The organism is Burkholderia sp. SCN-KJ, assembly GCF_024656005.1.
GTDB lineage: Bacteria > Pseudomonadota > Gammaproteobacteria > Burkholderiales > Burkholderiaceae > Burkholderia.
The window spans coordinates 38,759-63,278 of record NZ_JANKOG010000015.1; the positions used below are offsets into that span (position 1 = coordinate 38,759).

The following is a 24,520-nucleotide window of genomic DNA, read 5'->3' on the forward strand; positions in this document are numbered from 1 at the left end:
GCATCACGACGGCTTGCGATCGTTCGCGGCGGCGCCCGGCAGCGCGCCGAACATGTGCTGGCTGCACTGTGCATCGCGCCACGCGGTATTCAGCCGGTAGCCGGCCAGCATCCGGCGCGCGAGCGGCAAGATCTGTTCGCCGGCCAGCATGCCGAGCAGGCCGACGAGCGCGATGATCGGCGGTGCCGGCGAATTCACGCCGAGCGCACCGTAGATGACGCCGGCGAGGATGCCTGCGAACAGCGACAGAAAATACGGTTTCATGATGAAAACCTCTCGTGATAGGCTGATCGGGGGCGAAGGGCGCGCCTTCAACGTGCTGGAAGCGTATCGGGTTTACGTGTGGAACAAAAGGGCGGACAGCCGTTGGAGAGCCCCCTCTTTCGGAATTCGATCGATTCCATTTCTTGGATGTTCGAGCTGCGGCTTTTCCGATTAAATGGCTGCAACCGGAAGACGCAGATCCGGGGTAACGCACAGTCGGCTCCTCTCGGTTTCCGATCGAGGCAAGCCTTAAACGTTTCCTGTCCAAAGGATGATACGCGCCATGAGTAACCCGAAGCTTGAAGTCCTCACCCCCCAGAACAGCCAGCTGATCTTCATCGACCAGCAGCCGCAGATGGCATTCGGCGTGCAGTCGATCGATCGCCAGACGTTGAAGAACAACGTCGTCGGGCTTGCCAAGGCCGCGAAAGCATTCAACATCCCGACCACGATCACCACGGTCGAAAGCGACAGCTTCTCGGGTTACACCTATCCCGAACTGCTCGACGTGTTCCCGAACCAGAAGACGCTCGAACGTACGTCGATGAACTCGTGGGACGACCAGAAGGTGCGCGACGCGCTCGCCGCGAACGGCCGCAAGAAGGTGGTCGTCTCCGGCCTGTGGACCGAAGTCTGCAACACGACGTTCGCGCTGTGCGCGATGCTCGAAGGCGACTACGAGATCTACATGGTCGCCGACGCGTCGGGCGGCACGTCGAAGGATGCGCACGATTTCGCGATGCAGCGGATGATCCAGGCCGGCGTCGTGCCCGTCACCTGGCAGCAGGTCGCGCTCGAGTGGCAGCGCGACTGGGCGCGCCGCGATACCTACGACGCCGTGATGGCGATCGCGAAGGAGCATTCGGGCGCGTACGGGATGGGCGTCGACTACGCGTACACGATGGTCCACAAGGCGGCACAGCGCACCGCGACGCCGCACGAGTCGATCCCGGCCGTGCCGGCGAAGTAACGGGTCGCGGGCCGCCCGCTCAGACGGGCGGCAGTGCCCACGGCGCGTGCGACAGATGTTCGACGAGGAACTCGAGCAGCGCCGTCACGCGCGCGGCACGCAGCATGCCGGGCGGTGTGACGAGGTTGACGTTGAGATCCGGGATTTTCCAGTCGTGCATCACTTCCTCGAGCGCACCGCTTTGCAGTTCATTCCATACCAGGAACGCCGGCTGCAGTGCGATACCGTGGCCGGCGATCAGCGCGGGACAGAGGACGTCGGCGTTGTTCGCACGGATGCGTCCGCGCACCGGCACGCCGAATTCGTCGCCCGACGTCGTATGGCGAAAGCGCCAGTATTCGGGCGTCGGGATGTTCGTGTAGGTCAGGCACACGTGCTGGTCGAGTTCGCTCGGATGGGTCGGCCGGCCGTGCCGGTCCAGATACGCGGGCGACGCGACGAGCGGCCGGCCTACCGCGCACAGGCGGCGTGCCCGCAGCGACGAATCGCTCAGTTCGGCGATCCGGATCGCGACGTCGAAGCCGCCGGACACGATGTCGACGAAGTTGTCGGTGAGCACGAGGTCGACGTCGACGCGCGGATAGCGTTCGAGAAACGCGGGCAGCAGCGGCGCGAGATTGCACAGGCCGTAGGACATCGGTGCGTTCACGCGCACGAGGCCGTGCGGTTCGAGCGCGTGCGCGGATGCCTCGTCCTCGATCAGTTCGGCGTCGGCGAGCAGCCGGATCGCACGATCGCGCAGCAGTTCGCCGGTCGGTGTGAGCGACAGCTTGCGCGACGTACGGTACAGCAGCATCGCGCCGAGGCGCTTTTCGAGGCGCGCGATCGCCTTCGACACGGTCGGTTGCGTGATGCCGAGCAGGTCGGCGGCCTTGGCGAACGAACCGGTCTCCGCGACCCGCGCGAAGATGGCCCAGGCTTCGAGGTCGGGCAGATGTTGCATGGCTGGAAAGCGTGGCGGCGAAGTGAAGCGGACGGGACGGCAGCGGATCGGGCCGCAGGCGCACGGCGCCCGGGCGGTAATGCGGCACATTCTAATTCAGTCGGGAGGGACGTATGGAATCGTATCTGGTTTCATTGGGCGCCGGCGTGCTGGTCGGCGTCGTGTACAGCGTGATCAAGGTGCGCTCGCCCGCACCGCCGCTGATCGCGCTGGTCGGGCTGGCCGGCATGCTGATCGGCGTGGCGGCCGTTGCGCCGGTCCGTCACTGGCTCGGTTTCTGATTGCATCGAGGACATATTGATGAGCGTACCCGACACTCAACCGGATCTGATCCTCCACAACGGACGATTCACGACCCTCGACCGCGCGAACCCCGTCGCGACTTCCGTCGCGATCAAGGACGGCCGCTTCGTCGCGGTCGGCAGCGACGCGGACGTGATGCCGCTCGCGGGCCGCGCGACGAAGGTCGTCGATCTCGGCGGCCGCAGCGCGCTGCCGGGCCTGATCGACAACCACTGCCACGTGATTCGCGGTGGCCTGAACTACAACATGGAGCTGCGCTGGGACGGCGTGCCGTCGCTCGCGGTTGCAATGGACATGCTCAAGCGGCAGGTGGCGATCACGCCCGCGCCGCAATGGGTGCGCGTGGTCGGTGGCTTTACCGAACACCAGTTCGCCGAGAAGCGCCTGCCGACGATCGAGGAACTCAACGCAGCCGCGCCCGATACGCCGGTGTTCATCCTGCATCTTTACGATCGCGCGCTGCTGAACGCGGCCGCGCTGCGCGTGGTCGGCTACACGAAGGACACGCCCGAGCCGCCGGGCGGCACGATCCTGCGCGATGCCGCGGGCAACCCGACCGGGCTGCTGCTCGCGAACCCAAACGCGACGATCCTGTACGCGACGCTCGCGAAGGGACCGAAGCTGCCGTTCGAATACCAGTACAACTCGACGCGCCACTTCATGCGCGAGCTGAACCGGCTCGGCGTGACCGGCGTGATCGATGCGGGCGGCGGCTCGCAGAATTACCCGGACGATTACGAGGTGATCCGCAAGCTGCACGACGCGGGCGAGATGACGATCCGGATCGCGTACAACCTGTTCACGCAGAAGCCGAATGCGGAGAAGGAAGACTTCGTGAACTGGACGAAGAGCACGAAGTATCACGACGGCACGGATTATTTCCGCAATAACGGCGCGGGCGAGATGCTGGTGTTCTCGGCGGCCGATTTCGAGGATTTCCGCGTCGCGCGCCCGGACCTGCCGGCGCAGATGGAAGACGATCTCGAAGGCGTCGTGCGCGTGCTCGCGCAGAACCGCTGGCCGTGGCGCATGCACGCGACCTACGACGAAACGATCAGCCGCGCGCTCGACGTGTTCGAGAAGGTCAACAAGGATGTCCCGCTCGAAGGCCTGAACTGGTTCTTCGATCATGCGGAAACGATCTCCGAAAAGTCGATGGACCGGATCGCCGCGCTCGGCGGCGGTGTGGCCGTGCAGCACCGGATGGCGTACCAGGGCGAATACTTTGTCGAGCGCTACGGTGCGCAGGCGGCCGAAGCGACGCCGCCCGTCGCGAAGATGCTCGCGAAGGGCCTCAAGGTGTCGGCCGGCACCGACGCGACACGCGTGGCGTCGTACAACCCGTGGGTGTCGTTGTCCTGGCTCGTGACAGGCAAGACGATCGGCGGCCTGCGCATGTACCCGCAGCGCAACCTGCTCGATCGCGAGACCGCGCTGCGCATGTGGACCGAGTACGTGACGTGGTTCTCGAACGAGGTCGGCAAGAAAGGGCGCATCGCGGTCGGGCAACTGGCCGACGTGGTCGTTCCGGATCGCGATTTCTTCGCGTGCGCCGAGGACGACATCGCGGGCACGACCGCACTGCTGACCGTGGTGGGCGGCAAGATCGTGTGGGGCGCGGGGCCGTTCGCGTCGCACGACGCGCCGATTCCGCCCGCGATGCCGGACTGGTCGCCGGTGCGTGAGTATGGCGGCTACGGCGGTTGGGGTGCGACGCAGCGCAGCGGCGCACCGCTGCAACGCGCGGCGGCCGCCGCGATGTGCGGCTGCGCGAATGCATGCAACGTGCACCAGCATGCGCACGCGAGTGCGTGGGGCAGCACGCTGCCGACCTCGGACGCGAAGGGCTTCTGGGGCGCGTTCGGCTGTTCGTGCTGGGCGGTCTGACATGTCGACGACGATCGGCCGGTACAGCCCCGCGTGGATCCGTGTCCTGCTCGCGCAGCCGTGGGTCGGCGCGCTGGTCCGGCTTGCACTCGTTTCCGCCTATCTGCTCGGCGGCGTCGCGAAGGCGCTCGACTTCGACGGCGCGGTCGCGGAGCAGGCGCATTTCGGCCTGCATCCGGCCGCGCTGTGGGCGGCGCTTGCGATCGCGGTCGAGATCGGCGGCTCGCTGTGCGTGGTGTTTCGCCGCTTCACGTGGCTCGGCGCCGGCAGCCTCGGCATGCTGACGCTCGTCGCGATGGTCGTGGCGAACGATTTCTGGAATCGCTCGGGTGCCGAACATTTCATGGCGCTCAACAGCTTTTTCGAGCATCTTGGGCTGATCGCGGCGCTCGCGCTCGCGACCGTGCTCGACGATGCGCGGCAACCGGCCGGCGACGGCAGCAGGTGACCGGGATTCCCCGGACCGGTGCATCATTTGAAGAAACAACAAGGACATCCGTTATGAAAATCCTTCGTTCCGCGTTGCTGGCGCTTGCGATTGCCAGTGGTCTCGTCGCCGCGCCTGCCGCGTTCGCGAAACCGCCGGTGCCGCCCGCGGTCGCGCCGACGGTGGCCGTCGGTCCGCAGTACGACACCACGCACGTGTGCGTCGCGCCGGAAGACTTCGACCGCTTCACCGACAGTTTCGTCGCGACCTTCGGCGGCAAGAAATCGAAGCAGGGCGTGTTCCAGGTCACGCCGACGCCGAGCCAGACGATGTCGCAGCTCGTGCTGACGCCGGTCGGCACGATCTCGGTGTTCGGCTTCAAGACGCCGATCCCGTATCCGTTCTGCGCGGAGCGCACCGGCTATCTCGTCACCGACATGGACGTCGCGGTGAAGTCGGCGCGCGAGCACGGCGCCGACGTGATCGTCGACACGTTCCCCGATCCGATCGGCCGCGATGCGGTCATTACGTGGACGGGCGGCGTGAACATGCAGCTCTACTGGCACACCCAGGCGCCGAACTACGACGCGTTGCAGACCATCCCCGAGAACCGGGTCTACGTGTCGCCGCAAAGCGTACGCAAGTTCGTGCACGATTTCGTCAAGTTCTCGAAAGGCAAGGTGGTGTCCGACAACCTGAAGGCGCCGGGCATCGAGATCGGCCGGCCGAACGACACGTATCGCCGGATTCGCATCGAATCGGGCTTCGGCAAGATGACCGTGCTCGTGACGGACGGCCATCTGCCTTACCCGTACGGGCGCGAGATGACGGGCTACGACGTGCCGGACCTGGCCGCCACGCTGGAGAAGGCCAAGGCGGCGGGTGTGAGCGTGCTCGTGCCGCAGTACAGCGCGGACGGCCGCGACGCGGCACTCGTGCAGTTCCCGGGCGGCTACGTCGCCGAAATCCATGCGAGCGCAACGCGATGAAGCACGAAGACACGATCCTTGCCGCGGTGGCCGGCTTCGTCGATACGCTGAGCTTCGTCGCGCTGTTCGGGCTGTTCACCGCACACGTGACGGGCAACTTCGTGCTGATCGGCGCGGGCATCGCGGGCTTCGGCCAGGGTGTCGTGCTGAAGCTCAGCGTGTTTCCCGCGTTCGTGTGCGGTGTGATCGCGGCGAGCCTGATCGCGCGGTCGATGTCCGGGCGGCCCGCCTGGCAGGGCACGCGCGCGCTGCATGCGGTGCAGGCCGTGCTGCTGCTCGGCTTCTGCGCGGCCGGCGTGTGGGCGACGCCCGTCACGCAGCCCGACAGCTTGCCGGCGCTCGTGGCAGGCATCGTCGGCACGTTCGCGATGGGCGTGCAGAACGCGCATCCGCGCGTGATTTCGCGCGCAGGCGGCGTGCCGAACACGGTGATGACGGGCAACGTGACGCAGGCGATCCTCGACGCCGTCGACCTGCTGTCGGCCGGCACGGCCGACGCCGCGCGCGCGGCGGCGCGGGCGCGCTTCGGCAAGATGCTGCCGGCGATCGTCGCGTTCGCGCTCGGCGCGGCGTGCGGCGCGCTCGGGTTCCGCTACATCGGATTCCTGGCGCTGCTCGCGCCGGTCGGCGCGCTCGCGACGCTTGCACTGTGTGCGGCGCAAGCGGCCGCACCCGCCGCGCAGGAGCGCGCATGATCGCGACGGGGCAGCGCAGACGCGACGCCCGCGGCTTCGAACGGGCCGCGCGCCTGTCGGTCGTCGCGGCGCTGCTATGCGCGGGCGCCGACGCGGCGGTCGCGGAAACGGCGGCTGAAACGACTTCGAAATCGGCATCGACTTCGACTTCGACACAAGGACCGCCTTCGGCTGCGTCATCGGTTTCGGCGTCGACGCCGGCGGCGACCCAGCCGGCCACCGCCGCATCGACGTGCACGGCCAAGCGCCCGACGGTGCTGTTCAACCGCTGGCAGGAGGACTGGTCGGTGCTCGCGAATCCGTGCGTGCCGCGCGCGCCGCTCGACGGACTGAAATATATTCCGCTCGGCAACGATCCGGCGTCCTATCTATCGCTCGGCGTGAACCTGCGCGAGCGGCTGGAGACCAACGACGCGCCGCTGTTCGGGATCGGCTCCGCGCAATCGGACACGTACCTGATCCAGCGCGTCGAAGTGCATGCCGATGCGCATCTCGGCCAGCACTGGCAGTTCTTCGCGCAGTTGCAGGACGCGCGCGCGTTCGGCAAGAACACGGTGTCGCCCGTCGACAAGAACCCGCTCGATCTCGAACAGGCGTTCGCGACCTACACGGGCGCGCTCGGCGGCGGCACGTTCAAGTTCCGCGTCGGCCGGCAGGAGATGGCGTTCGACCTGCAGCGCTTCATCGCCACGCGCGACGGCCCGAACGTGCGGCAGGCGTTCGATGCGGTCTGGGCCGATTACGAATACGGGAAATGGCGCGTCATCGGCTACGCGACGCAACCGGTGCAGAACCGCAACGCGTCCGATTTCGACGACGTGTCCAATCGCGGTCTCACCTTCAGCGGCGTGCGCGTCGAGCGGCAGTCGGTCGGGCCGGGCGACCTGTCCGGCTACTGGTCGCGCTACAACCGCCGCAACGCGCGTTTCCTCGATGCGAGCGGCGCCGAGCATCGCGACGTGTGGGACGTTCGCTACACGGGCACGCAGGGCCGTTTCGACTGGGATCTCGAGACGATGCTGCAGACCGGGACGGTCGGCAACGACACGATCGGTGCGTGGGCAGTCGGCTCGATCGCGGGCTACAAGCTCGATGCGCCGTGGTCGCCGCGCGTCGCGTTGCAGATCGATGCGGCCTCGGGCGACCGGCATCCGCACGACGGCCGCGTCGGCACCTTCAATCCGCTGTTTCCGAACGGCTATTACTTCACGCTGGCCGGCTACACGAGCTATGCGAACCTGATCCACGTGAAGCCGTCCGTGACGCTGAAGCCGTCGGCGAACCTGTCGCTGCTCGGCGCGCTGGGTTTCCAGTGGCGCGAGACGACCGGCGACGCCGTCTATCAGCAGCCGAACATTCCGGTGCCTGGCACAGCAGGCAAGGGCGGCCGCTGGACGGGGATGTACGTGCAGCTGCGCGCGGACTGGACGATCGCCGCGAACCTGATCGGCGCGGTCGAGGCCGTGCACTTCCAGGTCGGCGACGCGATCCGGCAGGCGGGCGGACACAACGCGGACTACGTCGGCGTCGAGCTGAAGTACGGCTGGTGACGCGGCCGCGCGGCAGCGCGCGCGCATGAAAAAGGGCGGCCCCGCGGGGTCGCCCTTCGTTCGTCCGTGCCGGCCGCGCGGCCGGCCCGTTCGCGGGTGATGCCGTTACAGGTTCGGCGACAGCGTGAGCGCGTTCGTCAGGTCGCCCATCGGCTGCGCGCCGTTCGCCTTCAGCGCGTCGTCGCGCTGCTGCAGGCCCGGCAGGCGCGGCAGCGAGAAGCGGCGCGTGATGAGACGCAGGATCGAACCCGTGTCGTACTGCGTGTGGTCCACGAAACCCTTCTTCGCGTACGGCGACACGATCAGCGCCGGAATCCGCGTGCCCGGACCCCAGCGATCGGCGGTCGGCGGCGCGGCGTGATCCCAGAAGCCGCCGTTCTCGTCGTACGTGACGACGACGACCATGTTCTTCCACTGCGGGCTTGCCTGCAGGTGCGCGATCACGTCGGCGATGTGCTGGTCGCCGGAGGTGACGTCCGTGTAGCCCGGGTGCTCGTTCAGGTTGCCTTGCGGCTTGTAGAACGTGACCTGCGGCAGCGTGCCCGCGTCGATCGCCTTGATGAACTCGGCGCCGTTCGCGCCGCCGTCGAGCAGGTGCTGCGCGCGGCTCGCGGTGCCCGGTGCCTGGTTCGCGAAGTAGTTGAACGGCTGGTGGTGCGGCTGGAAGTTCGGCGTCGACAGGTCGGCGCCGTAGATCACGTTCGACGTGCCGTTCTGGCTTGCCTGCAGCGCCTGGCCCCACGCGCCGCCGTACCATGCCCACGACACGCCCGCGTTGGTCATCAGGTCGCCGATGTTGGTCGCCGTCTGCGGCGGCATCGTCGACGGATTGGCCGGATCGGCGAGCAGCGGATCGCCGCCCGTGGCTGCCTTGTTGCCGCTCGGCTGATACGGCGGCTGCATCGTGTTGACCGCGAAGAAGTCGGGCGTGATCGCGCCGTCGTTGACGAATTTCGGCGGGCCGCTGAGCGCGGACGCGGGCGAGTTCGTCGCAACCTTCAGCGACTTGCCGTCCGCGTTCAACACGGCGATCTTGCCGGCCGCGGGGCTCGTGTTCGCGTTCGCGTAGAACGGCGCGCACGCGCAGATCAGGTACTGGTGGTTCAGGAACGAGCCGCCGAACGCGCCCATGAAGAAGTTGTCGGCGAGCACGTACTGCTGCGCGATCTTCCACAGCGGCAGCTTCGACGGGTCCGGCGTGTAGTGGCCCATCGTCAGGCCGCCCGCATCGGTCCATGCGGCGTACATGTCGTTCTTGCCGCCGTTGATCTGCATCTGGTCCTGGTAGAAGCGGTGCACGATGTCGCGCGTCGCGATGCTCATCGACTGGTTGAAGCCCTTCGGATCGTCGATCGCGAACGGCGCGTTCGGCAGGTTCGCCGTCATCGCCTCGGTGACCGCCGGCGTGATGCCGGTCGCGGTCAGGCCGCCCCAGATCTTCGGCAGCGTCGCCATCGTCGAGCCGTCGCGATCCTTCTGCACCGAGTTCGCCGCCGTCGCGTTCTGCAGGCCGTTCGCGCCGGGGAAGTTGCCGTACAGGTTGTCGAAGCTGCGGTTTTCCGCGTAGATCACGACGACGTTCTTGACGGCCGACAGGCCTTGCTGCGTGACATCGTCGCCGCCGCAGGCGGTCAGGCTGAGCGCGGCCGCGAGGGCGATCGGCGTGTAACGAATCCAGGCGTGCTTCTTCATGCGATGTTCTCTCTTTCGTCGTGTGTCGCGTGTGGGAATCGCGGTGGTGTCGGGCCGGCGCGGGAACCTTCGGACACCTGCCGGCTGCGCGCATTATCTGGAACCGATTTGACAGCCGGGTGTAGGGGCGCTTTCAAATGACTGTCGGTCGAACGTCATGCGGCGGTCACGGAACTGACATAAGCTCCGGCCGATTGCCTACCGCTACAAGAAGAACGACGATGCACAGCCTTCTGAAATCCTTCGCGTCCGCGCGATCGCTGATCCCTGCCGCGGCGGCGCTGGCGCTGGTCGGCGGGCTCGCGGCGCTCGCCGGATGCGATGCGCGCACCGGTGCCGACGCATCGGCCGCCGCCATCGTGCCGGCGGCACAGGCCGCACCGGCCGCTGCGGCGGTCGCGCCGGCCAGCCAGCCGCAGACGCGCGCACAGGTATTCGAGGGCGTGAAGCAGATGACGGTGCTCGGCAAGCAGTTGTTCTTCGATCCGTCGCTGTCGGGGTCCGGCAAGCTCGCCTGCGCGTCGTGCCATAGCGCCGAGCATGCGTTCGGGCCGCCGAACGCGCTGTCGGCACAACTCGGCGGCGACGACATGCACCGCACGGGCTTTCGTGCGGTGCCGTCGCTGAAGTACCTGCGCGGCATTCCGCCGTTCAGCGAGCACTTCCACGATTCGCCGGACGAAGGTGACGAAAGCATCGATGCGGGCCCGACCGGCGGGCTGACCTGGGATGGCCGCGTCGATACGCGCGATGCGCAGGCGCGCATTCCGCTCACGTCGCCCTTCGAGATGAGCAGTTCGCCGGCGCGGGTTGCGAAGGCGGTTCGCGCCGCGCCGTATGCCGACGCGTTCCGCAAGGCGTTCGGCGATCAGGTCCTCGGCGACGACCAGGCGACGTTCGGCGCGGTGCTGCGCGCGCTCGACGCATTCCAGCAGCAGCCGGCGCTGTTCGATCCGTACACGAGCAAGTACGACGCCTATCTGGCCGGACACGCGCAGCTGACGCCCGCGGAGCTGCGCGGGCTGCAGCTGTTCAACGACGAGAAGAAGGGCAACTGCGCGAGCTGCCACGTGAGCCAGCGCACGCTCGAAGGCGGCCCGCCGCAGTTCAGCGATTTCGGCCTGATCGCGATCGCGGTGCCGCGCAACCGCGCGCTGCCGGTCAATCGCGATCCGCGCTTTTACGACCTCGGCGCGTGCGGCCCCGAGCGCACCGACCTGAAGGGCCGCGACGAATTCTGCGGGCTGTTCCGCACGCCGTCGCTGCGCAACGTCGCGCTGCGCAAGACGTTCTTCCACAACGGCGTGTACCACTCGCTCGAGGACGTGATGCGCTTCTACGTCGAGCGCGACATCCATCCGGAGAAGTTCTATCCGGTCGTGCACGGCAAGGTGCAGGTCTACGACGACCTGCCGAAGCGCTACTGGCCGAACATCAACCGCGAGCCGCCGTTCGACCGCAAGCGCGGCGACGCGCCCGCGCTGAACGCGGCCGAGATCAAGGACGTGATCGCGTTCCTGAACACGCTGACCGACGGATATCAACCGGCAGCCGCGTCGGCGGCCCGCTAGACGACGTTCCTGGCGGCACGCATGCTATGCTCGCTGGCTGACGGGCGTGGCGCGTGCCGGTTCGCCGGCCGCCGGAGTGCCGGCCGCGCGCCATGCCGTTCGATCGAACATCCAAGGAGAACAACACATGTCGATGCGTGCATCCCTTTCCGTCGTCACGCGCGTGCTGGCCGGCGCCGCGTGCGCAGCCGCGATGCTGCCTGCCTACGCACAGAGCAACCTGGGCTTCCTGAACGACACGCCGCTCGCCTACTTCAGCAAGACCGACCGTGCGTCGCTGGCCAAGGCCGTGGCGCAGGTGCGCGACGAAGGCAAGGACGGCGAGACCACGACCTGGCAGAGCAGCGGCCGCGGCACGCAGATCGATGCGAAGCTCACGCCGTCGACGTCCGAGAACGACGGCAAGACCTGCCGCGAGATCGCCACCGACATTTCCGCGAAGGGCCAGACGCTGACGCTCAAGCCCGTCTATTGCAAGACCGCCACGGGCAAGTGGCAGCTGCAGAAGCGCTGAGCGCGCGTGCAATGAAGCGCAGCGGTGCGTCGCGCACGGTGTCGTGCGGCGTCGTGATTCTCGACGGGGCCGGCCGCGTATTCCTCGCGCACGCGACGGACACCACGCACTGGGACATCCCGAAGGGGCAGGGCGAGCCCGGCGAATCGCCGGTCGACGCGGCGCTGCGGGAGCTGCGCGAGGAAACCGGCATCGAGTTCGCGCCGGCGCGGCTGCTCGATCTCGGCCGCTTCGCCTACCGTCACGACAAGGACCTGCACCTGTTCGCGGTGCAGGTCGCGGACGACGAGATCGATCCCGCGCGCTGCACGTGCACGTCGCTGTTCCCGAGCCGTCGCGACGGCTCGCTGATTCCCGAGATGGACGCGTATCGCTGGACCGCGCCCGGCGACGTCGACGCGTATGCAAGCCGCAGCCTCGCGCGGCTGTTTCGCACGACGCTGTCGCTCGCGGATCTGCATCGGCGGTTGGCGAGCGCGTAAGCGTGGCGGCCGGCGCAGCCGCGCTTGCGCGCACGCAATAAAAAACGGCCCGAAGGCCGTTTTTTTTCATCCTGCGGCGGGCGGTGCGAGGCCGCCGCGCCGCGCGCGGAGCAGGCCGTCAGGCCGGCTTGCCCCAGCTGTCGCGCAGCCCGACGATCCGGTTGAACACCGGCTTGCCCGGCTTCGAATCGACGCGGTCGGCGACGAAATAGCCGTGACGCTCGAACTGCAGGCGCGTTTCCGGCGCGACGTCGCCGGCGCCCGGCTCGACGTAGGCCTGCGTGACCTTCTTCGAGTCCGGGTTCAGCGCCTCGAGGAAGTTCGCGCCTCCCGCGTCCGGGTGCGGCGCCTTGAACAGCCGGTCGTAGATCCGCACTTCGGCCGCCTGCGCGTGCTTCGCGCTGACCCAGTGGATGTTGCCCTTGACCTTGTAGTTGTTCGCGCCTTCGGTGCCCGACTTGCTGTCCGGGAAGTAGTTGCAGTGCACGGCCGTCACGTTGCCGTCGGCGTCCTTGTCGAAGCCCGTGCATTCGATCACGTAGCCGTAGCGCAGGCGCACCTTGTTGCCCGGGAACAGGCGGAAATAGCCCTTCGGCGGGTTCTCGACGAAGTCCTCGCGCTCGATCCACAGCTCGCGCGAGATCGGGAACGTGCGCACGCCGCGGTCGGGATGATGCGGGTGCACGGGCGCCGTGCACGCTTCTTCCTGGCCTTCCGGATAGTTGTCGATCACGAGCTTCAGCGGATCGAGCACGGCGACCGAGCGCGGCGCCTTGTCGTCGAGGTCGTCGCGCAGCGCGCCTTCGAACACGCTCATGTCGATCCACGAATCGACCTTCGTCACGCCGATCCGCTCGCAGAACAGGTGGATGCTCTCCGGCGTGAAGCCGCGGCGGCGGATGCCGACGATCGTCGGCATGCGCGGGTCGTCCCAGCCTTCGACATGACCTTCGGTGACGAGCTGCAGCAGCTTGCGCTTGCTGGTGATCGCGTACGTGAGGTTCAGGCGCGAGAATTCGATCTGTTGCGGCAGCGGGCGCGTGAACACGCCGGCTTCCGCGAGTTCGTTCAGCACCCAGTCGTACAGCGGGCGGTGATCCTCGAATTCGAGCGTGCACAGCGAATGCGTGATGCCTTCGAGCGCATCCGAGATGCAGTGCGTGTAGTCGTACATCGGATACACGCACCATGCGTCGCCGGTACGGTAGTGGTGCGCGTAGCGGATCCGGTAGATCACCGGGTCGCGCATGTTCATGTTCGGCGACGCCATGTCGATCTTCGCGCGCAGCACGTGCTCGCCTTCCTTGAACTCGCCGGCCTTCATCCGGCGGAACAGGTCGAGGTTTTCCTCGGGCGAGCGGTCGCGGAACGGCGACGGCTTGCCGCCTTCGGTCAGCGAGCCGCGGTTCGCGCGCATTTCCTCGGCGCTCTGGCTGTCGACGTACGCCTTGCCGCGCTGGATCAGCAGCTCGGCGAATTCGTACAGCTTGTCGTAGTAGTCGCTCGCGAAATACTGGTGATCGACCGCGTCCTTGCGCCAGTCGAAGCCGAGCCAGCGCACGGCGTCGACGATCGAGTCGACGTATTCGACGCTTTCCTTTTCCGGGTTCGTGTCGTCGAAGCGCAGGTGGCACACGCCGCCGTAGTCGCGCGCGACGCTGAAGTTCAGGCAGATGCTCTTGGCATGGCCGATGTGCAGATAGCCGTTCGGCTCGGGCGGAAAGCGCGTCTCGACGCGGCCGCTCCATTTGCCGGTGCGGTTGTCGTCGTCGATGATGTTGCGGATGAAATTGGAAGCCGCGGGGGCGTCGTTGCGTTCGGTGCTCATGCGGTTGGCGTCAGGTTGTGTCGGCGCGTCGCGCCGGTTTAATCCCGTAATTCTACCTGACCGGGGTCCGTCCCGCGCGGGTTGCGGCGTCGGCAGGGCGGTTCGCGCTGCCGATCGCAATATCTCGATAGTGTGTCGGCTGTAACACGACGTAAATCGGATTGCCCCCCGCATTCGGCTTTTCCTATGATGGCTTCACCGAATCAATGCCGCCATTCGCAGTTTTTTGCGGGGCGGGAGGAAGCCAACAATCATGATGAAGAAGACCACTTTTCTCGTTCGTACCGCGGTAATCGTCGCGGCCCTGTCGCAACTCGGCGCATGCGCGATGACGCATACGCAGCGTAACGCCGGGATCGGCGCGGCAGCGGGCGGCGCACTCGGCTACCTGATCACGGGCGGCCCGGTCGGCACGGTCGCCGGCGCCGCGGCAGGCGGCCTTGTCGGCGCCGGCGTGCGCTGACCGAAGCCGGCGCGCGTGAGCGCCGGCCGGTCGCGTGCGCAGCGCGACCGATTCATACACCGCACATCCATTCCGCGATTCGACAGGCAACATCAGGGAGGAGCGGGTGTGCGACACTTCGTCGACGTTACATAAAACGACTTCATGCGTCGACGAACCTTCCATGAGCGATTCTCTCGTTTTCGTGCTGCCGGGCTACGGCAACTCCGGCCCGTTCCACTGGCAAAGCCGCTGGGAGCGCGCCGACGCGCGTTTCGTGCGCATCGCGATGCCCGACTGGGACCGTGCGTTCCGCAACGGCTGGTGTCTCGCGCTCGATCGTGCGGTCGAAGCCGCGCCGGGCCCCGTGACGATCGCCGCGCACAGCCTCGGCACGCTGACCACCGCGTGGTGGGCGACCCGCTACGCGCGGCCGGCCGCGCTCGAGAAAGTGCGCGGCGCGCTGCTCGTCGCGTTGCCCGATCCGGCCGGGCCGGCGTTTCCGGCCGACGCGCACGGCTTCGGGCCGGTGCCGCACGAGCGGCTGCCGTTTCCGACTTGCGTGGTTGCGAGCAGCGACGATCCGTACGGCTCGCTCGCGTTCGCGCGCGGCTGCGCGCACGCGTGGGGCAGCGCGTTTCATGACCTCGGCCCGCGCGGCCACATCAACGCGGACAGCGGGCTCGGCGACTGGCCGCAGGCGCGCGGCTGGCTCGACGCGCTGGCGGTCGCAGGTTGACCGTGTCGCGCAGGGCGGACCGCAGGACCTTCAGATCGTCTGCTTCGCCTTCAACGCTGCGATCCGTTCGTTATCGTGGCCGAGCAACGGCGGAGCCACCCGCGTCGACAGTCCCGCGTAGCGTGTCGCGCCATCCGGGCTCATCGTGGTAGGTGTGCGCGGCAGCGGACTCCTGCCGTTGGACAGCGCTCCGAATTTCTGACGTGTCCCATATCGCTTGAAGTCGGTAGTGGGTAGTCTGGCGGGCCATTCGACCAGACGGAAAGCCTCCATGCCAGTCCAGCCCGCACGATCCGACCGCACCAAAGAAAACAACGGCGCCGCGACGAAACGGATTCAGGTTGATCTGTCACGGCAATGCGTGGAAGCATACGAGGGGCGCGTTTGCGTGTTCCGCTTCGACTGCGTGACAGGCGACCGCGAGCACCCGACCGATCGGGGCACGTTCAGAATCCTCCGCAAGCACCACCCTTATCGCAGTCGCATGTATAACGCGCAGATGGATCATGCAATGTTCTTCACCGCGGATGGCAAGGCGTTTCATCAATACCACGGACCGATGCCGCTCGGCGTCGTGCGGCTGGCTCGCAATTCACTGAGTGACCGGTTCGGCTAGCACGGATGTGTGCGTCTGAACGAGGCCGATGCGCGGCAGCTGTACGAATGGACACCGGTCGGAACCACGGTGCAGGTGTCATGACGCCCGCGGCAACAGGCCGGCTCGCTCGCGCGGCCGGCGTGGTGTTCGTCGCCGTGCTCGTCGTATTGGCTTGGCGAAGCATGGTCGGGGGCGCCGGCAGTCCCGTGCCGATCGCGCCGGGTACCGAAATACTCAGTGTGCAGCCGGATGAGGTGATGTCGTTCGTCTACTCCGCCGGTACGCTGAACGTGAACGCGCATCGCGTGCAGTCGGCGGCGCCGTTCTCCGTGCGCGTCACGTTCGACGGCCGTGTTTCCCGGCAGTGTGTCGCGCCCCCTGGGCTGGCCGACCGGCTCGCGCCGCTCACCACGCTGATCGTGCGCGGCAGTGTGCCCGTCGCCGAGCTTGCGACGGCGTTCCCGACGCCGCTCGGCACGCTGGAAATGCGCGATCGCATCGCCTCCGAACCGCTTCCGACATTGGTATTCCGGGGGGCGGCCGACACGGACACGGTGGCAGTCACCGGCCTCCCGGGCGCGGGCGGTCGTGCGATCGTCGTCGATCCGGCCGCGCGTGCCGCGCTCGCACTGCTCGCTGGCGGGTGCGATACGCTTGGGCAGCGCTGACCCCCGATATACCCGGCCGATACTGCTTGCGTGGGCGGTCGGCCGGGTATCACACGCGCTCAAATCGCCTGCTTCGCCTTCAACGCGGCGATCCGCACATCGTCGTAGCCGAGCATGTCGCGCAGCACGTCGTCCGTCTGCGCGCCCAGCAGCGGCGGGGCGGTGCGCGCATCGGGCGGCGTCGCGCTCATCCGGATCGGATTGCGCACGAGCTTCACGTCCGCGCCGCACGGGTGCGGCAGCGACACCTGCATTCCACGCGCGACCACCTGTTCGTTGTCGAACACCTCGTCGAGTTCGTTGATCGGCCCGCACGGCACGCCGGCCGCTTCGAGCACGGCGATCCAGTCGGCCTTGCCGCGCGCCTTCACCATCTCCGCGAGGATCGGCACCAGCGTGTCGCGGTGGCGCACGCGCGACGGATTCGTCGCGAACCGTTCGTCGTCGGCCAGCTCGGGCCGCCCGCCGGCCTCGACGAACTTGCGGAACTGCCCGTCGTTGCCGACCGCGACGATGATCCAGCCGTCGCTCGTCTGGAACGTCTGGTAAGGCACGATGTTCGGGTGCGCGTTGCCCCAGCGCACCGGCGGCTTGCCGCTCGCGAGGAAGTTGGTGTTCATGTTCGCGAGCAGCGCGACCTGCACGTCGAGCAGCGCCATGTCGATGTACTGGCCTTCGCCCGTGCGATCGCGGTGCGCGAGCGCGGCGAGCACCGCGATCGTCGAATAGAGGCCCGTCGCGAGATCGGCGATCGCCACGCCGGCTTTTTGCGGCCCGCCGCCCGGCTCGCTGTCGCGCTCGCCGGTGATGCTCATGAAGCCGCCGATTCCCTGCACGATGAAGTCGTAGCCCGCGCGGTGCGCGTACGGGCCCGTCTGGCCGAATCCGGTGACCGAGCAGTAGACGAGATCGGGCTTCACCGCGCGCAGCGATTCGTAATCGAGCCCGTATTTCTTCAGCTGGCCGACCTTGTAGTTCTCGAGCACGACGTCGCTCTGCGCGGCGAGCTCGCGCACGGTTTGCTGGCCTTCCGGCGTCGCGATGTCGACCGTCACCGAGCGCTTGTTGCGGTTCGCCGCGAGGTAGTACGCGGCCTCGGCCGTATCGGCGCCGGTCGCGTCCTTCAGGTACGGCGGCCCCCAGTGGCGCGTGTCGTCGCCGGCGCCGGGGCGCTCGACCTTGATCACGTCCGCGCCGAAATCGGCAAGCGTCTGCGCGCACCACGGGCCCGCGAGCACGCGGGTGAGGTCCAGCACGCGGATATGGCTCAGGGCACCCATCGTCGAATCGTCTCCTTTCATGGCTCGCCCGGCCCGAGGCAAGGCGGATTGGCATGCCGAGCATCTTAAGGCGAATCGGCCGCGCCGGTGGCCCAGGCCGGTCGTCCGGTGCGGCGGGCCGCTGGCGTGGGAGCGGCCGATCTGTATCGTATAATCGCTCGTTTACGATATCTGCCCGCCGTGCGTCCGCGAGGACGGCCGGCGTTTGAAGCCGTCTCAGCCAGACATTCCCCGCACGCCATGAAAGCTGCCGAAATCCGCGAGAAATTCCTCAAATTCTTCGAATCGAAGGGCCACACGATCGTCCGCTCGTCGAGCCTCGTGCCCGGTAACGACCCCACGCTGATGTTCACGAACTCGGGCATGGTCCAGTTCAAGGACGTGTTCCTCGGCACGGATCCGCGTCCGTACACGCGCGCCACGACCGCGCAGCGCAGCGTGCGCGCGGGCGGCAAGCACAACGACCTCGAGAACGTCGGCTACACGGCGCGCCACCACACGTTCTTCGAGATGCTCGGCAACTTCTCGTTCGGCGACTACTTCAAGCACGACGCGATCCGCTTCGCGTGGGAGCTGCTGACCACGGTCTACCAGCTGCCGAAGGAAAAGCTGTGGGTCACCGTCTACCAGGAAGACGACGAAGCGTACGACATCTGGGCGAAGGAAGTCGGCGTGCCGACCGAGCGGATCATCCGCATCGGCGACAACAAGGGCGCGCGCTACGCGTCGGACAACTTCTGGACGATGGGCGACACCGGCCCGTGCGGCCCGTGTACCGAAATCTTCTACGACCACGGCCCGGACGTGTGGGGCGGCCCGCCGGGGTCGCCTGAAGAAGACGGCGACCGCTACATCGAGATCTGGAACCTCGTGTTCATGCAGTTCAACCGCGACGCGCAGGGCAACATGACGCGCCTGCCGAAGCAGTCGGTCGACACCGGCATGGGCCTCGAGCGCCTCGCCGCGGTGCTGCAGCACGTGCACAGCAACTACGAGATCGACCTGTTCCAGAACCTGATCAAGGCCGCCGCGCGCGTGACCGAGATCAGCGACCTCACGAACAACTCGCTGAAGGTGATCGCCGATCACATCCGCGCGTGCTCGTTCCTGATCGTCGACGGCGTGATCCCCGGCAACGAAGGCCGCGGCTACGTGCTGCGCCGCATCGTGCGCCGCGCGATCCGCCACGGCTACAAGCTCGGCCGCAAGGGCTCGTTCTTCCACAAGCTGGTGGCCGACCTCGTCGCCGAGATGGGCGCAGCCTATCCGGAACTGAAGGAAGCCGAGCAGCGCGTGACCGACGTGCTGCGCCAGGAAGAAGAGCGTTTCTTCGAGACGATCGAGCACGGGATGTCGATCCTCGAAGCGGCGCTGGCGGATGTCGACGCGAAGGGCGGCAAGGTGCTCGACGGCGAACTCGCGTTCAAGCTGCACGACACCTACGGCTTCCCGCTCGACCTCACGGCCGACGTGTGCCGCGAGCGCGGGATGACGGTCGACGAGCCGGCGTTCGACGACGCGATGGCGCGTCAGCGCGAGCAGGCGCGCGCGGCCGGCAAGTTCAAGGCCACGCAGGGCCTCGAATACTCGGGCGCGAAGACCACGTTCCACGGCTATGAAGAAATCGCGTTCGACGACGCGAAGGTCGTCGCGCTGTACGTCGACGGTTCGGCCGTCAACGAAGTGAAGACCGGCCAGGATGCGGTCGTCGTGCTCGACCACACGCCGTTCTACGCGGAATCGGGCGGCCAGGTCGGCGACCAGGGCGTGCTCGCGAATGCAGCGACGCGCTTCTCGGTGGCCGACACGCTGAAGGTGCAGGCTGACGTGATCGGCCACCACGGCACGCTGGAGCAGGGCACGCTGAAGGTCGGCGACGTGCTGCGCGCGGAAATCGACGCGCATCGTCGCGCACGCACGCAGCGCAACCACTCGGCGACCCACCTGATGCACAAGGCGCTGCGTGAAGTGCTCGGCGCACACGTGCAGCAGAAGGGCTCGCTCGTCGACGCGGAGAAAACCCGCTTCGACTTCGCGCACAACGCGCCGCTGACCGACGACGAAATCCGTCGCGTCGAGCAGATCGTCAACAACGAGATTCTTGCCAACGCGCCGGGCATCGTGCGCGTGATGCCGTACGACGAAGCGGTGAAGGGCGGCGCGATGGCGCTGTTCGGCGAGAAGTACGGCGACGAAGTGCGCGTGCTCGACCTCGGCTTTTCGCGCGAACTGTGCGGCGGCACGCACGTGCACCGCACCGGCGACATCGGCTTCTTCAAGATCGTCGTCGAAGGCGGCGTCGCGGCCGGCATCCGCCGGGTCGAGGCGATCACCGGCGACAACGCGGTGCGCTACGTGCAGGAGCTCGATGCGCGCGTGAACGAAGCGGCCGCCGCGCTGAAGGCGCAGCCGTCGGAACTCACGCAACGCATCGCGCAGGTGCAGGACCAGGTGAAGTCGCTCGAGAAGGAGCTGGGCGCGCTGAAGTCGAAGCTCGCGTCGAGCCAGGGCGACGAGCTCGCGCAGCAGGCGATCGAAGTCGGTGGCGTGTTCGTGCTGGCCGCGACGCTCGACGGCGCGGACGCGAAGACGCTGCGCGAGACGGTCGACAAGCTGAAGGACAAGCTGAAGAGCGCGGCGATCGTGCTGGCGGCCGTCGAAGGCGGCAAGGTCAGCCTGATCGCGGGTGTCACGCCGGACGCGAGCAAGAAGGTCAAGGCCGGCGAGCTCGTGAACTTCGTCGCGCAGCAGATCGGCGGCAAGGGCGGCGGCCGTCCGGACATGGCGCAGGCAGGCGGCACGGAACCGGCGAACCTGCCGGGCGCGCTGGCAGGCGTCAAGGGCTGGGTCGAAGAGCGTCTTTGATCGGCATGGCTGATGATGCGGTGTGGTCGGGCTGACCGCGTCGCGTCATAGGAAAAACGACCCGATCGGCGGTGTGCCGGTCGGGTCGTTTTGTTTTTGTCGGTATGAAGCATTGGCGCGCTCGCCTGCGTTCCCGGCTCGTGCAGACGCCGATGCGGCCACCACCGCCCTGACCGCATCACCTTTGTCGGAATGACGGTCGAGCGCGCGCGCCAGCGGCAGCCTGCGATCCCGACTCAGGCCGACACCGATGCGGCCACCTCCGCCTTGTTCGCATCACCCGGCTCCCGCGCAGCCTCGCCCAGCGCATCGCGCAACGCGGCGAGCGCCGCCGATGCGTAACCACGCCGCCACGCGAGCAGCGTGTCGATCCCTTCGAGTTCGTGGATCATGTGGGCGGCGACGTTGCCGGTCTCGGGCTGCAGCTCGAGCACCGAGCGCGGCGCGACCGCGATGCCCGCACCGGCCGCGACGCACGCGACGATCGCATGATACGAACCGAGTTCGAGCACACGCGCGGGCTTCATCCCGTGCGCCGCATACCATTGCTCGACATATTTCCGGTACGTGCAGCCGCGCTCGAACGCGACCAGCGTCGGCAGGATCACGTCGCGCGGCGTGCGCACCGGCGGATGGCCGCGCGGCGTCAGCAGCACGAGATCCTCGCGGAAGATCGGCACCGTCTCGAACGTGTCGGGCAGCGTGTCCGGCTCGGGCGGCCGCGCAAACAGCGCCGCGTCGATCTCGAAGTCGCGCACCTTGTCGATCAGCCAGCCGGTCGTGCCGGTCACGAGCTCCAGCGACACGTCGGGCCACGCATGGTGATAGCGCGCGAGCACGGTCGGCAGCCGGCTCGCGGCCGTGCTTTCCATCGTGCCGAGGCGCAGCCGCCCGCGCGGCGTGTCCTCGCGCACCGCGTCGCGCGCCTCGTCGGCAAGCGCGAGCAGCCGCTCCGCGTACGGCAGCAGCGTGTGCCCGGCCGGCGTCAGCACGAGCCGGCGGCCGTCGCGCACGAACAGCGCCGCGCCGAGTTCCTCCTCGAGCTGCTTGATGCGCGTCGTCACGTTCGATTGCACGCGGTTGAGCTTCGCCGCCGCGCGCGTCACGCCGTTCTCGCGCACGACAGCCCGGAAAATCGCCAGCGCCGCCAGGTCCATGATTCTCTCCTGGAGATATGTGGATTCTTGATTATTCATTTATCGAGAACGTTCGGTCAAGCTACGATACAAGCGTTCCGATTTCCATTCCGGCCGGCGCGCGCCGCGCGCGGCCCATGCCGCCATGTCCCGTTCCGATGCTCCGAGCGCCGTTGCCGGCGTACACCTGCCCGATGACGCCGACCGCCGCGCCCGCGCGGCCGCGCTCGCCTGCATGATCGGGCTGGCGGTCGCGCTCGGCGTCGGCCGCTTCGCGTTCACGCCGCTGCTGCCGCTGATGCTCGCCGACGGCTCGATCGGCCTGAAGGCCGGCAGCTGGCTCGCGTCGGCGAACTACGCGGGTTATTTCGTCGGCGCGGTCAGTTGCGCGGCCGTGCGGGTCGCGCCCGCGCGGATGGTGCGCTTCGGGCTGGCCGCCACCGTGCTGTTGACTGCCGAGATGGGCGTCGGCCATCTGCTCTCCGTGTGGCTCGTGGTGCGCTTCGTCGCGGGCGTCGTCAGCGCATGGACGTTCGTGTTCGTGTCGCAATGGGGGCTGCGGCGGCTCACCGAACTGCATGCGCCCGAGTGGAGCGGGGTGATCTACGCGGGGCCGGGCGTCGGGATCGTGCTGACCGGGCTGATCGGCAGCGCGCTCGCCGGCCATCGCGCGGCGCCCGGCTGGCTCGGCTTCGCGGCGTTGTCGGCGCTGCTGTCGGTCGCGATCTGGCGCACGTTCGGCAGCGCGCCGGGGCCGGCCGCCTCGACAACCGCCGCGCCGGGCGCCGCGGCGCCGGCCATGCGCGAGCGACCGGCCGCGCCGGCCGCAGCACCGCACGACGCACGACGCCATCGCGCCGACGCCGCGTGGCTCGTCGTGCTGTACGGGATGCCGGGCTTCGGCTACATCATCACCGCGACGTTCCTGCCGGTGATCGCGCGTGCCGTGCTGCCGGCCGGCTCGCCGTGGCCCGACCTGTTCTGGCCGATGTTCGGCGCGGCGCTGATCGTCGGCGCGATCGCCGCGTCGCGATTGCCCGGCCACTGGGACAACCGGCTGCTGCTCGCCGCCGGCTGCGCGACGCAGGCGTTCGGGATCGCGGCGGGGATCGTCTGGCCGAATGCGGCCGGCTTCTCGGCCGGCAGCGCGCTGCTCGGCCTGCCGTTCACCGCGATCACGCTGTTCGCGATGCGCGAGGCGCGGCGGCTGCATGGCGAGCGTGCGGCCGGGCTGATGGGCTATGCGACCGCGTCGTACGGGGTCGGGCAGATTCTCGGCCCGCTCGTCGCCGCGCCGCTGACCGCGCGCTTCGGGTCGTTCTCGCCGGCGCTGTGGGTCGCGGCAGGTGCGTTGCTCGCCGGTGCCGCCGGCTTCGCGGCGACGGCCGCGCGCGGGCGCGCGCAACCCCGCATGCAACCCTGACTTCATCGGGGCCGGATCGTCTGCGGCGCGGGCAAACTCGCTAGAATGAGGCCTTTCCCGCGCCGAGCGGGCGCGCGACGCGGCTTGCAGGCCGCCGCCGGGCGTTCGCCAGATCCCCATCGATGACCACCGCCGACTACCGTTTTTGCCCGCGCTGCGCGCGTCCGCTGACCGAGCGCGCCGATCCCGACCACGAAGGCGGCCGCGTCCGCCAGGCCTGCCCGGACGACGTGTGCGGCTACGTGCACTGGAACAACCCGCTGCCGGTGGTGGCCGCGATCGTCGAGCTCGACGGCAAGATCCTGCTCGCGCGCAACGCGGCCTGGCCGGAAGGGATGTTCGCGCTGATCACCGGCTTCCTCGAGAACGGCGAGACGCCCGAGGACGGCATCGCGCGCGAGGTGTTCGAGGAAACCGCGCTGAAGGCCGAGCAGGTCACGCTCGTCGGCGTCTATGAATTCATCCGCAAGAACGAACTGATCATCGCGTACCACGTGCGCGCGTCGGGCACCGTCGCGCTGTCGCCGGAACTGCTCGAATACCGGCTCGTCGATCCGCCGCTGCTGCGCCCGTGGCGCGCCGGCACCGGCTACGCGCTGGCCGACTGGATGCGCGCGCGCGGCCTCGATTTCGAATTCGTCGACCGAGCGGGGCAGTGACGGGCCGCGCCGCCGCCATGTCGTCCGTCGCGCCGGGCACGATCGCGGCGCGGCATCTCGCCATTCGCCGGCGTGCCGTTCCGCGCGGCCGCCGCGCGACGTGCGCTTCATCTTCCTCGTCCTGACCGCCCACCGCCATCGCCACCGCCATGTCCGACAAGCCGCAGCCGCGTCCGCGCGACGCCTACCGCCACTTCCTGCCGATCACGACCCGCTGGATGGACAACGACGTCTACGGGCACGTGAACAACGTCGTCTACTACAGCTACTTCGACACCGTCGTGAACGAATACCTGATCCGCGCGGGCTTGCTCGACGTCGAGCACGGGCAGACGATCGGGCTCGTGGTCGAGACGCAGTGCAACTACTTCGCGCCGCTCGTCTTTCCGCAGTCGGTCGACGCGGGGCTGCGCGTCGCGAAGCTCGGCACGTCGAGCGTGCGCTACGAGATCGGGCTGTTCGCGGCAGGGGAAACCGCGCCGGCCGCGCAGGGACACTTCGTGCACGTGTACGTCGATCGCGGCACGCGCCGCCCGGTGCCGCTGCCGGACGCGCTGCGCGCGGCGCTCGAACCGCTCGCCGGCTGACGGGCGCG

The 24,520-nt window shown here is 68.0% G+C and carries 23 protein-coding genes and 1 pseudogene; 18 read left to right on the plus strand and 6 right to left on the minus strand.

Translation table 11 applies throughout. The features are described 5' to 3' along the window. Nucleotides 1-3: 3 nt before the first annotated feature. Nucleotides 4-264 (minus strand): XapX domain-containing protein, encoded by a 261-nt coding sequence (locus NQV17_RS23450; protein WP_044846125.1) that lies wholly within the window; start codon nt 262-264, stop codon nt 4-6. Between the two features lie 283 nt (nt 265-547). Between NQV17_RS23450 and NQV17_RS23455 the strand changes: the two genes are divergently transcribed. Then, on the plus strand, nt 548-1,234 hold the full coding sequence (locus NQV17_RS23455; RefSeq protein ID WP_124489484.1) for a hydrolase: 687 nt from the start codon (nt 548-550) through the stop codon (nt 1,232-1,234). 19 nt (nt 1,235-1,253) lie between these two features. Here the strand turns inward: NQV17_RS23455 and NQV17_RS23460 are convergent, their stop codons facing one another. Beyond that, nucleotides 1,254-2,177: a LysR family transcriptional regulator gene (locus NQV17_RS23460; protein WP_257774060.1), complete on the minus strand. Its 924-nt coding sequence runs from the start codon at nt 2,175-2,177 to the stop codon at nt 1,254-1,256. 113 nt (nt 2,178-2,290) lie between these two features. Between NQV17_RS23460 and NQV17_RS23465 the strand changes: the two genes are divergently transcribed. Genes NQV17_RS23465 through NQV17_RS23490 form a run of 6 tightly spaced genes read left to right on the plus strand, consistent with a single transcriptional unit; the run spans nt 2,291 to nt 8,028 of the window. Beyond that, complete coding sequence (locus NQV17_RS23465; protein ID WP_044846122.1) at nt 2,291-2,458, plus strand: DUF1427 family protein; 168 nt, start codon at nt 2,291-2,293, stop codon at nt 2,456-2,458. A gap of 19 nt (nt 2,459-2,477) precedes the next feature. After that, nucleotides 2,478-4,367 carry an amidohydrolase gene (locus tag NQV17_RS23470; protein WP_257774061.1) on the plus strand — a complete coding sequence of 630 codons (1,890 nt, stop codon included), beginning with the start codon at nt 2,478-2,480 and terminating at the stop codon, nt 4,365-4,367. A 1-nt stretch (nt 4,368) separates the two neighbouring features. Beyond that, complete coding sequence (locus NQV17_RS23475; RefSeq protein WP_257774062.1) at nt 4,369-4,815, plus strand: DoxX family protein; 447 nt, start codon at nt 4,369-4,371, stop codon at nt 4,813-4,815. 53 nt (nt 4,816-4,868) lie between these two features. After that, the gene (locus NQV17_RS23480; RefSeq protein WP_257774063.1) at nt 4,869-5,783 is read left to right on the plus strand and encodes a VOC family protein; all 915 of its coding nucleotides are present in this window, start codon (nt 4,869-4,871) and stop codon (nt 5,781-5,783) included. Beyond that, entirely contained in the window at nt 5,780-6,478 is a 699-nt protein-coding gene (locus NQV17_RS23485; protein ID WP_257774064.1) for a YoaK family protein, read from the plus strand. Before NQV17_RS23480 ends, NQV17_RS23485 begins: the two co-directional genes overlap by 4 nt. Then, on the plus strand, nt 6,475-8,028 hold the full coding sequence (locus NQV17_RS23490) for an alginate export family protein (RefSeq protein WP_257774065.1): 1,554 nt from the start codon (nt 6,475-6,477) through the stop codon (nt 8,026-8,028). Before NQV17_RS23485 ends, NQV17_RS23490 begins: the two co-directional genes overlap by 4 nt. 105 nt (nt 8,029-8,133) lie before the next feature. On the opposite strand, the gene NQV17_RS23495 is transcribed toward NQV17_RS23490, so the two are convergent. Then, complete coding sequence (locus tag NQV17_RS23495; protein WP_044846117.1) at nt 8,134-9,720, minus strand: acid phosphatase; 1,587 nt, start codon at nt 9,718-9,720, stop codon at nt 8,134-8,136. A gap of 221 nt (nt 9,721-9,941) precedes the next feature. On the opposite strand from NQV17_RS23495, the gene NQV17_RS23500 reads away from it, so the two are divergent. The 3 genes from NQV17_RS23500 (at nt 9,942) to NQV17_RS23510 (ending at nt 12,287) form a co-directional block, all read left to right on the plus strand. Continuing rightward, nucleotides 9,942-11,291: a cytochrome-c peroxidase gene (locus tag NQV17_RS23500; RefSeq protein WP_257774066.1), complete on the plus strand. Its 1,350-nt coding sequence runs from the start codon at nt 9,942-9,944 to the stop codon at nt 11,289-11,291. A gap of 127 nt (nt 11,292-11,418) precedes the next feature. Continuing rightward, nucleotides 11,419-11,805: a hypothetical protein gene (locus tag NQV17_RS23505; protein WP_044846115.1), complete on the plus strand. Its 387-nt coding sequence runs from the start codon at nt 11,419-11,421 to the stop codon at nt 11,803-11,805. 11 nt (nt 11,806-11,816) lie between these two features. Then, nucleotides 11,817-12,287, plus strand: a complete 471-nt coding sequence (locus NQV17_RS23510) for an NUDIX hydrolase (RefSeq protein ID WP_044846139.1) — start codon at nt 11,817-11,819, stop codon at nt 12,285-12,287. A gap of 118 nt (nt 12,288-12,405) precedes the next feature. On the opposite strand, the gene NQV17_RS23515 is transcribed toward NQV17_RS23510, so the two are convergent. Then, a complete protein-coding gene (locus NQV17_RS23515) occupies nt 12,406-14,115 on the minus strand; it encodes a glutamine--tRNA ligase/YqeY domain fusion protein (RefSeq protein ID WP_044846114.1) in 1,710 nt (569 codons plus the stop codon). A gap of 253 nt (nt 14,116-14,368) precedes the next feature. On the opposite strand from NQV17_RS23515, the gene NQV17_RS23520 reads away from it, so the two are divergent. From NQV17_RS23520 to NQV17_RS23535, 4 genes and pseudogenes are all read left to right on the plus strand, one after another. Then, nucleotides 14,369-14,578: an ornithine acetyltransferase gene (locus NQV17_RS23520; RefSeq protein ID WP_006497729.1), complete on the plus strand. Its 210-nt coding sequence runs from the start codon at nt 14,369-14,371 to the stop codon at nt 14,576-14,578. Nucleotides 14,579-14,741: 163 nt separating this feature from the next. Then, a complete protein-coding gene (locus NQV17_RS23525; protein ID WP_257774067.1) occupies nt 14,742-15,296 on the plus strand; it encodes an alpha/beta hydrolase in 555 nt (184 codons plus the stop codon). A 271-nt stretch (nt 15,297-15,567) separates the two neighbouring features. Continuing rightward, nucleotides 15,568-15,996 (plus strand): annotated as a pseudogene (locus NQV17_RS23530) (L,D-transpeptidase). Further along, nucleotides 15,993-16,562, plus strand: coding sequence for a hypothetical protein (locus NQV17_RS23535; protein ID WP_257774068.1), 570 nt, complete (start codon nt 15,993-15,995; stop codon nt 16,560-16,562). Before NQV17_RS23530 ends, NQV17_RS23535 begins: the two are co-directional and overlap by 4 nt. A gap of 59 nt (nt 16,563-16,621) precedes the next feature. Here the strand turns inward: NQV17_RS23535 and NQV17_RS23540 are convergent, their stop codons facing one another. After that, a complete protein-coding gene (locus NQV17_RS23540; protein WP_257774069.1) occupies nt 16,622-17,842 on the minus strand; it encodes a CaiB/BaiF CoA-transferase family protein in 1,221 nt (406 codons plus the stop codon). 240 nt (nt 17,843-18,082) lie between these two features. Here NQV17_RS23540 and alaS point away from each other — a divergent pair, with 240 nt between their 5' ends. Continuing rightward, nucleotides 18,083-20,707: an alanine--tRNA ligase gene (alaS, locus tag NQV17_RS23545; protein WP_257774070.1), complete on the plus strand. Its 2,625-nt coding sequence runs from the start codon at nt 18,083-18,085 to the stop codon at nt 20,705-20,707. A gap of 236 nt (nt 20,708-20,943) precedes the next feature. Here the strand turns inward: alaS and NQV17_RS23550 are convergent, their stop codons facing one another. After that, nucleotides 20,944-21,864: a LysR family transcriptional regulator gene (locus tag NQV17_RS23550; protein WP_257774071.1), complete on the minus strand. Its 921-nt coding sequence runs from the start codon at nt 21,862-21,864 to the stop codon at nt 20,944-20,946. Between the two features lie 124 nt (nt 21,865-21,988). On the opposite strand from NQV17_RS23550, the gene NQV17_RS23555 reads away from it, so the two are divergent. The 3 genes from NQV17_RS23555 (at nt 21,989) to NQV17_RS23565 (ending at nt 24,512) form a co-directional block, all read left to right on the plus strand. Next, entirely contained in the window at nt 21,989-23,266 is a 1,278-nt protein-coding gene (locus NQV17_RS23555) for a YbfB/YjiJ family MFS transporter (protein ID WP_257774072.1), read from the plus strand. Nucleotides 23,267-23,388: 122 nt separating this feature from the next. Continuing rightward, entirely contained in the window at nt 23,389-23,925 is a 537-nt protein-coding gene (locus NQV17_RS23560) for an NUDIX domain-containing protein (protein WP_257774073.1), read from the plus strand. 149 nt (nt 23,926-24,074) lie between these two features. Continuing rightward, nucleotides 24,075-24,512: a thioesterase family protein gene (locus NQV17_RS23565; RefSeq protein ID WP_257774074.1), complete on the plus strand. Its 438-nt coding sequence runs from the start codon at nt 24,075-24,077 to the stop codon at nt 24,510-24,512. Nucleotides 24,513-24,520 lie beyond the last annotated feature (8 nt).

Excerpts from the sequence above, each read along its gene's own strand:
- NQV17_RS23450 (WP_044846125.1), bottom strand. The coding sequence starts at position 264 with ATGAAACCGTATTTTCTGTCGCTGTTCGCAGGCATCCTCGCCGGCGTC.
- NQV17_RS23455 (WP_124489484.1), top strand. The coding sequence starts at position 548 with ATGAGTAACCCGAAGCTTGAAGTCCTCACCCCCCAGAACAGCCAGCTG.
- NQV17_RS23460 (WP_257774060.1), bottom strand. The coding sequence starts at position 2,177 with ATGCAACATCTGCCCGACCTCGAAGCCTGGGCCATCTTCGCGCGGGTC.
- NQV17_RS23465 (WP_044846122.1), top strand. The coding sequence starts at position 2,291 with ATGGAATCGTATCTGGTTTCATTGGGCGCCGGCGTGCTGGTCGGCGTC.
- NQV17_RS23470 (WP_257774061.1), top strand. The coding sequence starts at position 2,478 with ATGAGCGTACCCGACACTCAACCGGATCTGATCCTCCACAACGGACGA.
- NQV17_RS23475 (WP_257774062.1), top strand. The coding sequence starts at position 4,369 with ATGTCGACGACGATCGGCCGGTACAGCCCCGCGTGGATCCGTGTCCTG.
- NQV17_RS23480 (WP_257774063.1), top strand. The coding sequence starts at position 4,869 with ATGAAAATCCTTCGTTCCGCGTTGCTGGCGCTTGCGATTGCCAGTGGT.
- NQV17_RS23485 (WP_257774064.1), top strand. The coding sequence starts at position 5,780 with ATGAAGCACGAAGACACGATCCTTGCCGCGGTGGCCGGCTTCGTCGAT.
- NQV17_RS23490 (WP_257774065.1), top strand. The coding sequence starts at position 6,475 with ATGATCGCGACGGGGCAGCGCAGACGCGACGCCCGCGGCTTCGAACGG.
- NQV17_RS23495 (WP_044846117.1), bottom strand. The coding sequence starts at position 9,720 with ATGAAGAAGCACGCCTGGATTCGTTACACGCCGATCGCCCTCGCGGCC.
- NQV17_RS23500 (WP_257774066.1), top strand. The coding sequence starts at position 9,942 with ATGCACAGCCTTCTGAAATCCTTCGCGTCCGCGCGATCGCTGATCCCT.
- NQV17_RS23505 (WP_044846115.1), top strand. The coding sequence starts at position 11,419 with ATGTCGATGCGTGCATCCCTTTCCGTCGTCACGCGCGTGCTGGCCGGC.
- NQV17_RS23510 (WP_044846139.1), top strand. The coding sequence starts at position 11,817 with ATGAAGCGCAGCGGTGCGTCGCGCACGGTGTCGTGCGGCGTCGTGATT.
- NQV17_RS23515 (WP_044846114.1), bottom strand. The coding sequence starts at position 14,115 with ATGAGCACCGAACGCAACGACGCCCCCGCGGCTTCCAATTTCATCCGC.
- NQV17_RS23520 (WP_006497729.1), top strand. The coding sequence starts at position 14,369 with ATGATGAAGAAGACCACTTTTCTCGTTCGTACCGCGGTAATCGTCGCG.
- NQV17_RS23525 (WP_257774067.1), top strand. The coding sequence starts at position 14,742 with ATGAGCGATTCTCTCGTTTTCGTGCTGCCGGGCTACGGCAACTCCGGC.
- NQV17_RS23535 (WP_257774068.1), top strand. The coding sequence starts at position 15,993 with ATGACGCCCGCGGCAACAGGCCGGCTCGCTCGCGCGGCCGGCGTGGTG.
- NQV17_RS23540 (WP_257774069.1), bottom strand. The coding sequence starts at position 17,842 with ATGGGTGCCCTGAGCCATATCCGCGTGCTGGACCTCACCCGCGTGCTC.
- alaS (WP_257774070.1), top strand. The coding sequence starts at position 18,083 with ATGAAAGCTGCCGAAATCCGCGAGAAATTCCTCAAATTCTTCGAATCG.
- NQV17_RS23550 (WP_257774071.1), bottom strand. The coding sequence starts at position 21,864 with ATGGACCTGGCGGCGCTGGCGATTTTCCGGGCTGTCGTGCGCGAGAAC.
- NQV17_RS23555 (WP_257774072.1), top strand. The coding sequence starts at position 21,989 with ATGTCCCGTTCCGATGCTCCGAGCGCCGTTGCCGGCGTACACCTGCCC.
- NQV17_RS23560 (WP_257774073.1), top strand. The coding sequence starts at position 23,389 with ATGACCACCGCCGACTACCGTTTTTGCCCGCGCTGCGCGCGTCCGCTG.
- NQV17_RS23565 (WP_257774074.1), top strand. The coding sequence starts at position 24,075 with ATGTCCGACAAGCCGCAGCCGCGTCCGCGCGACGCCTACCGCCACTTC.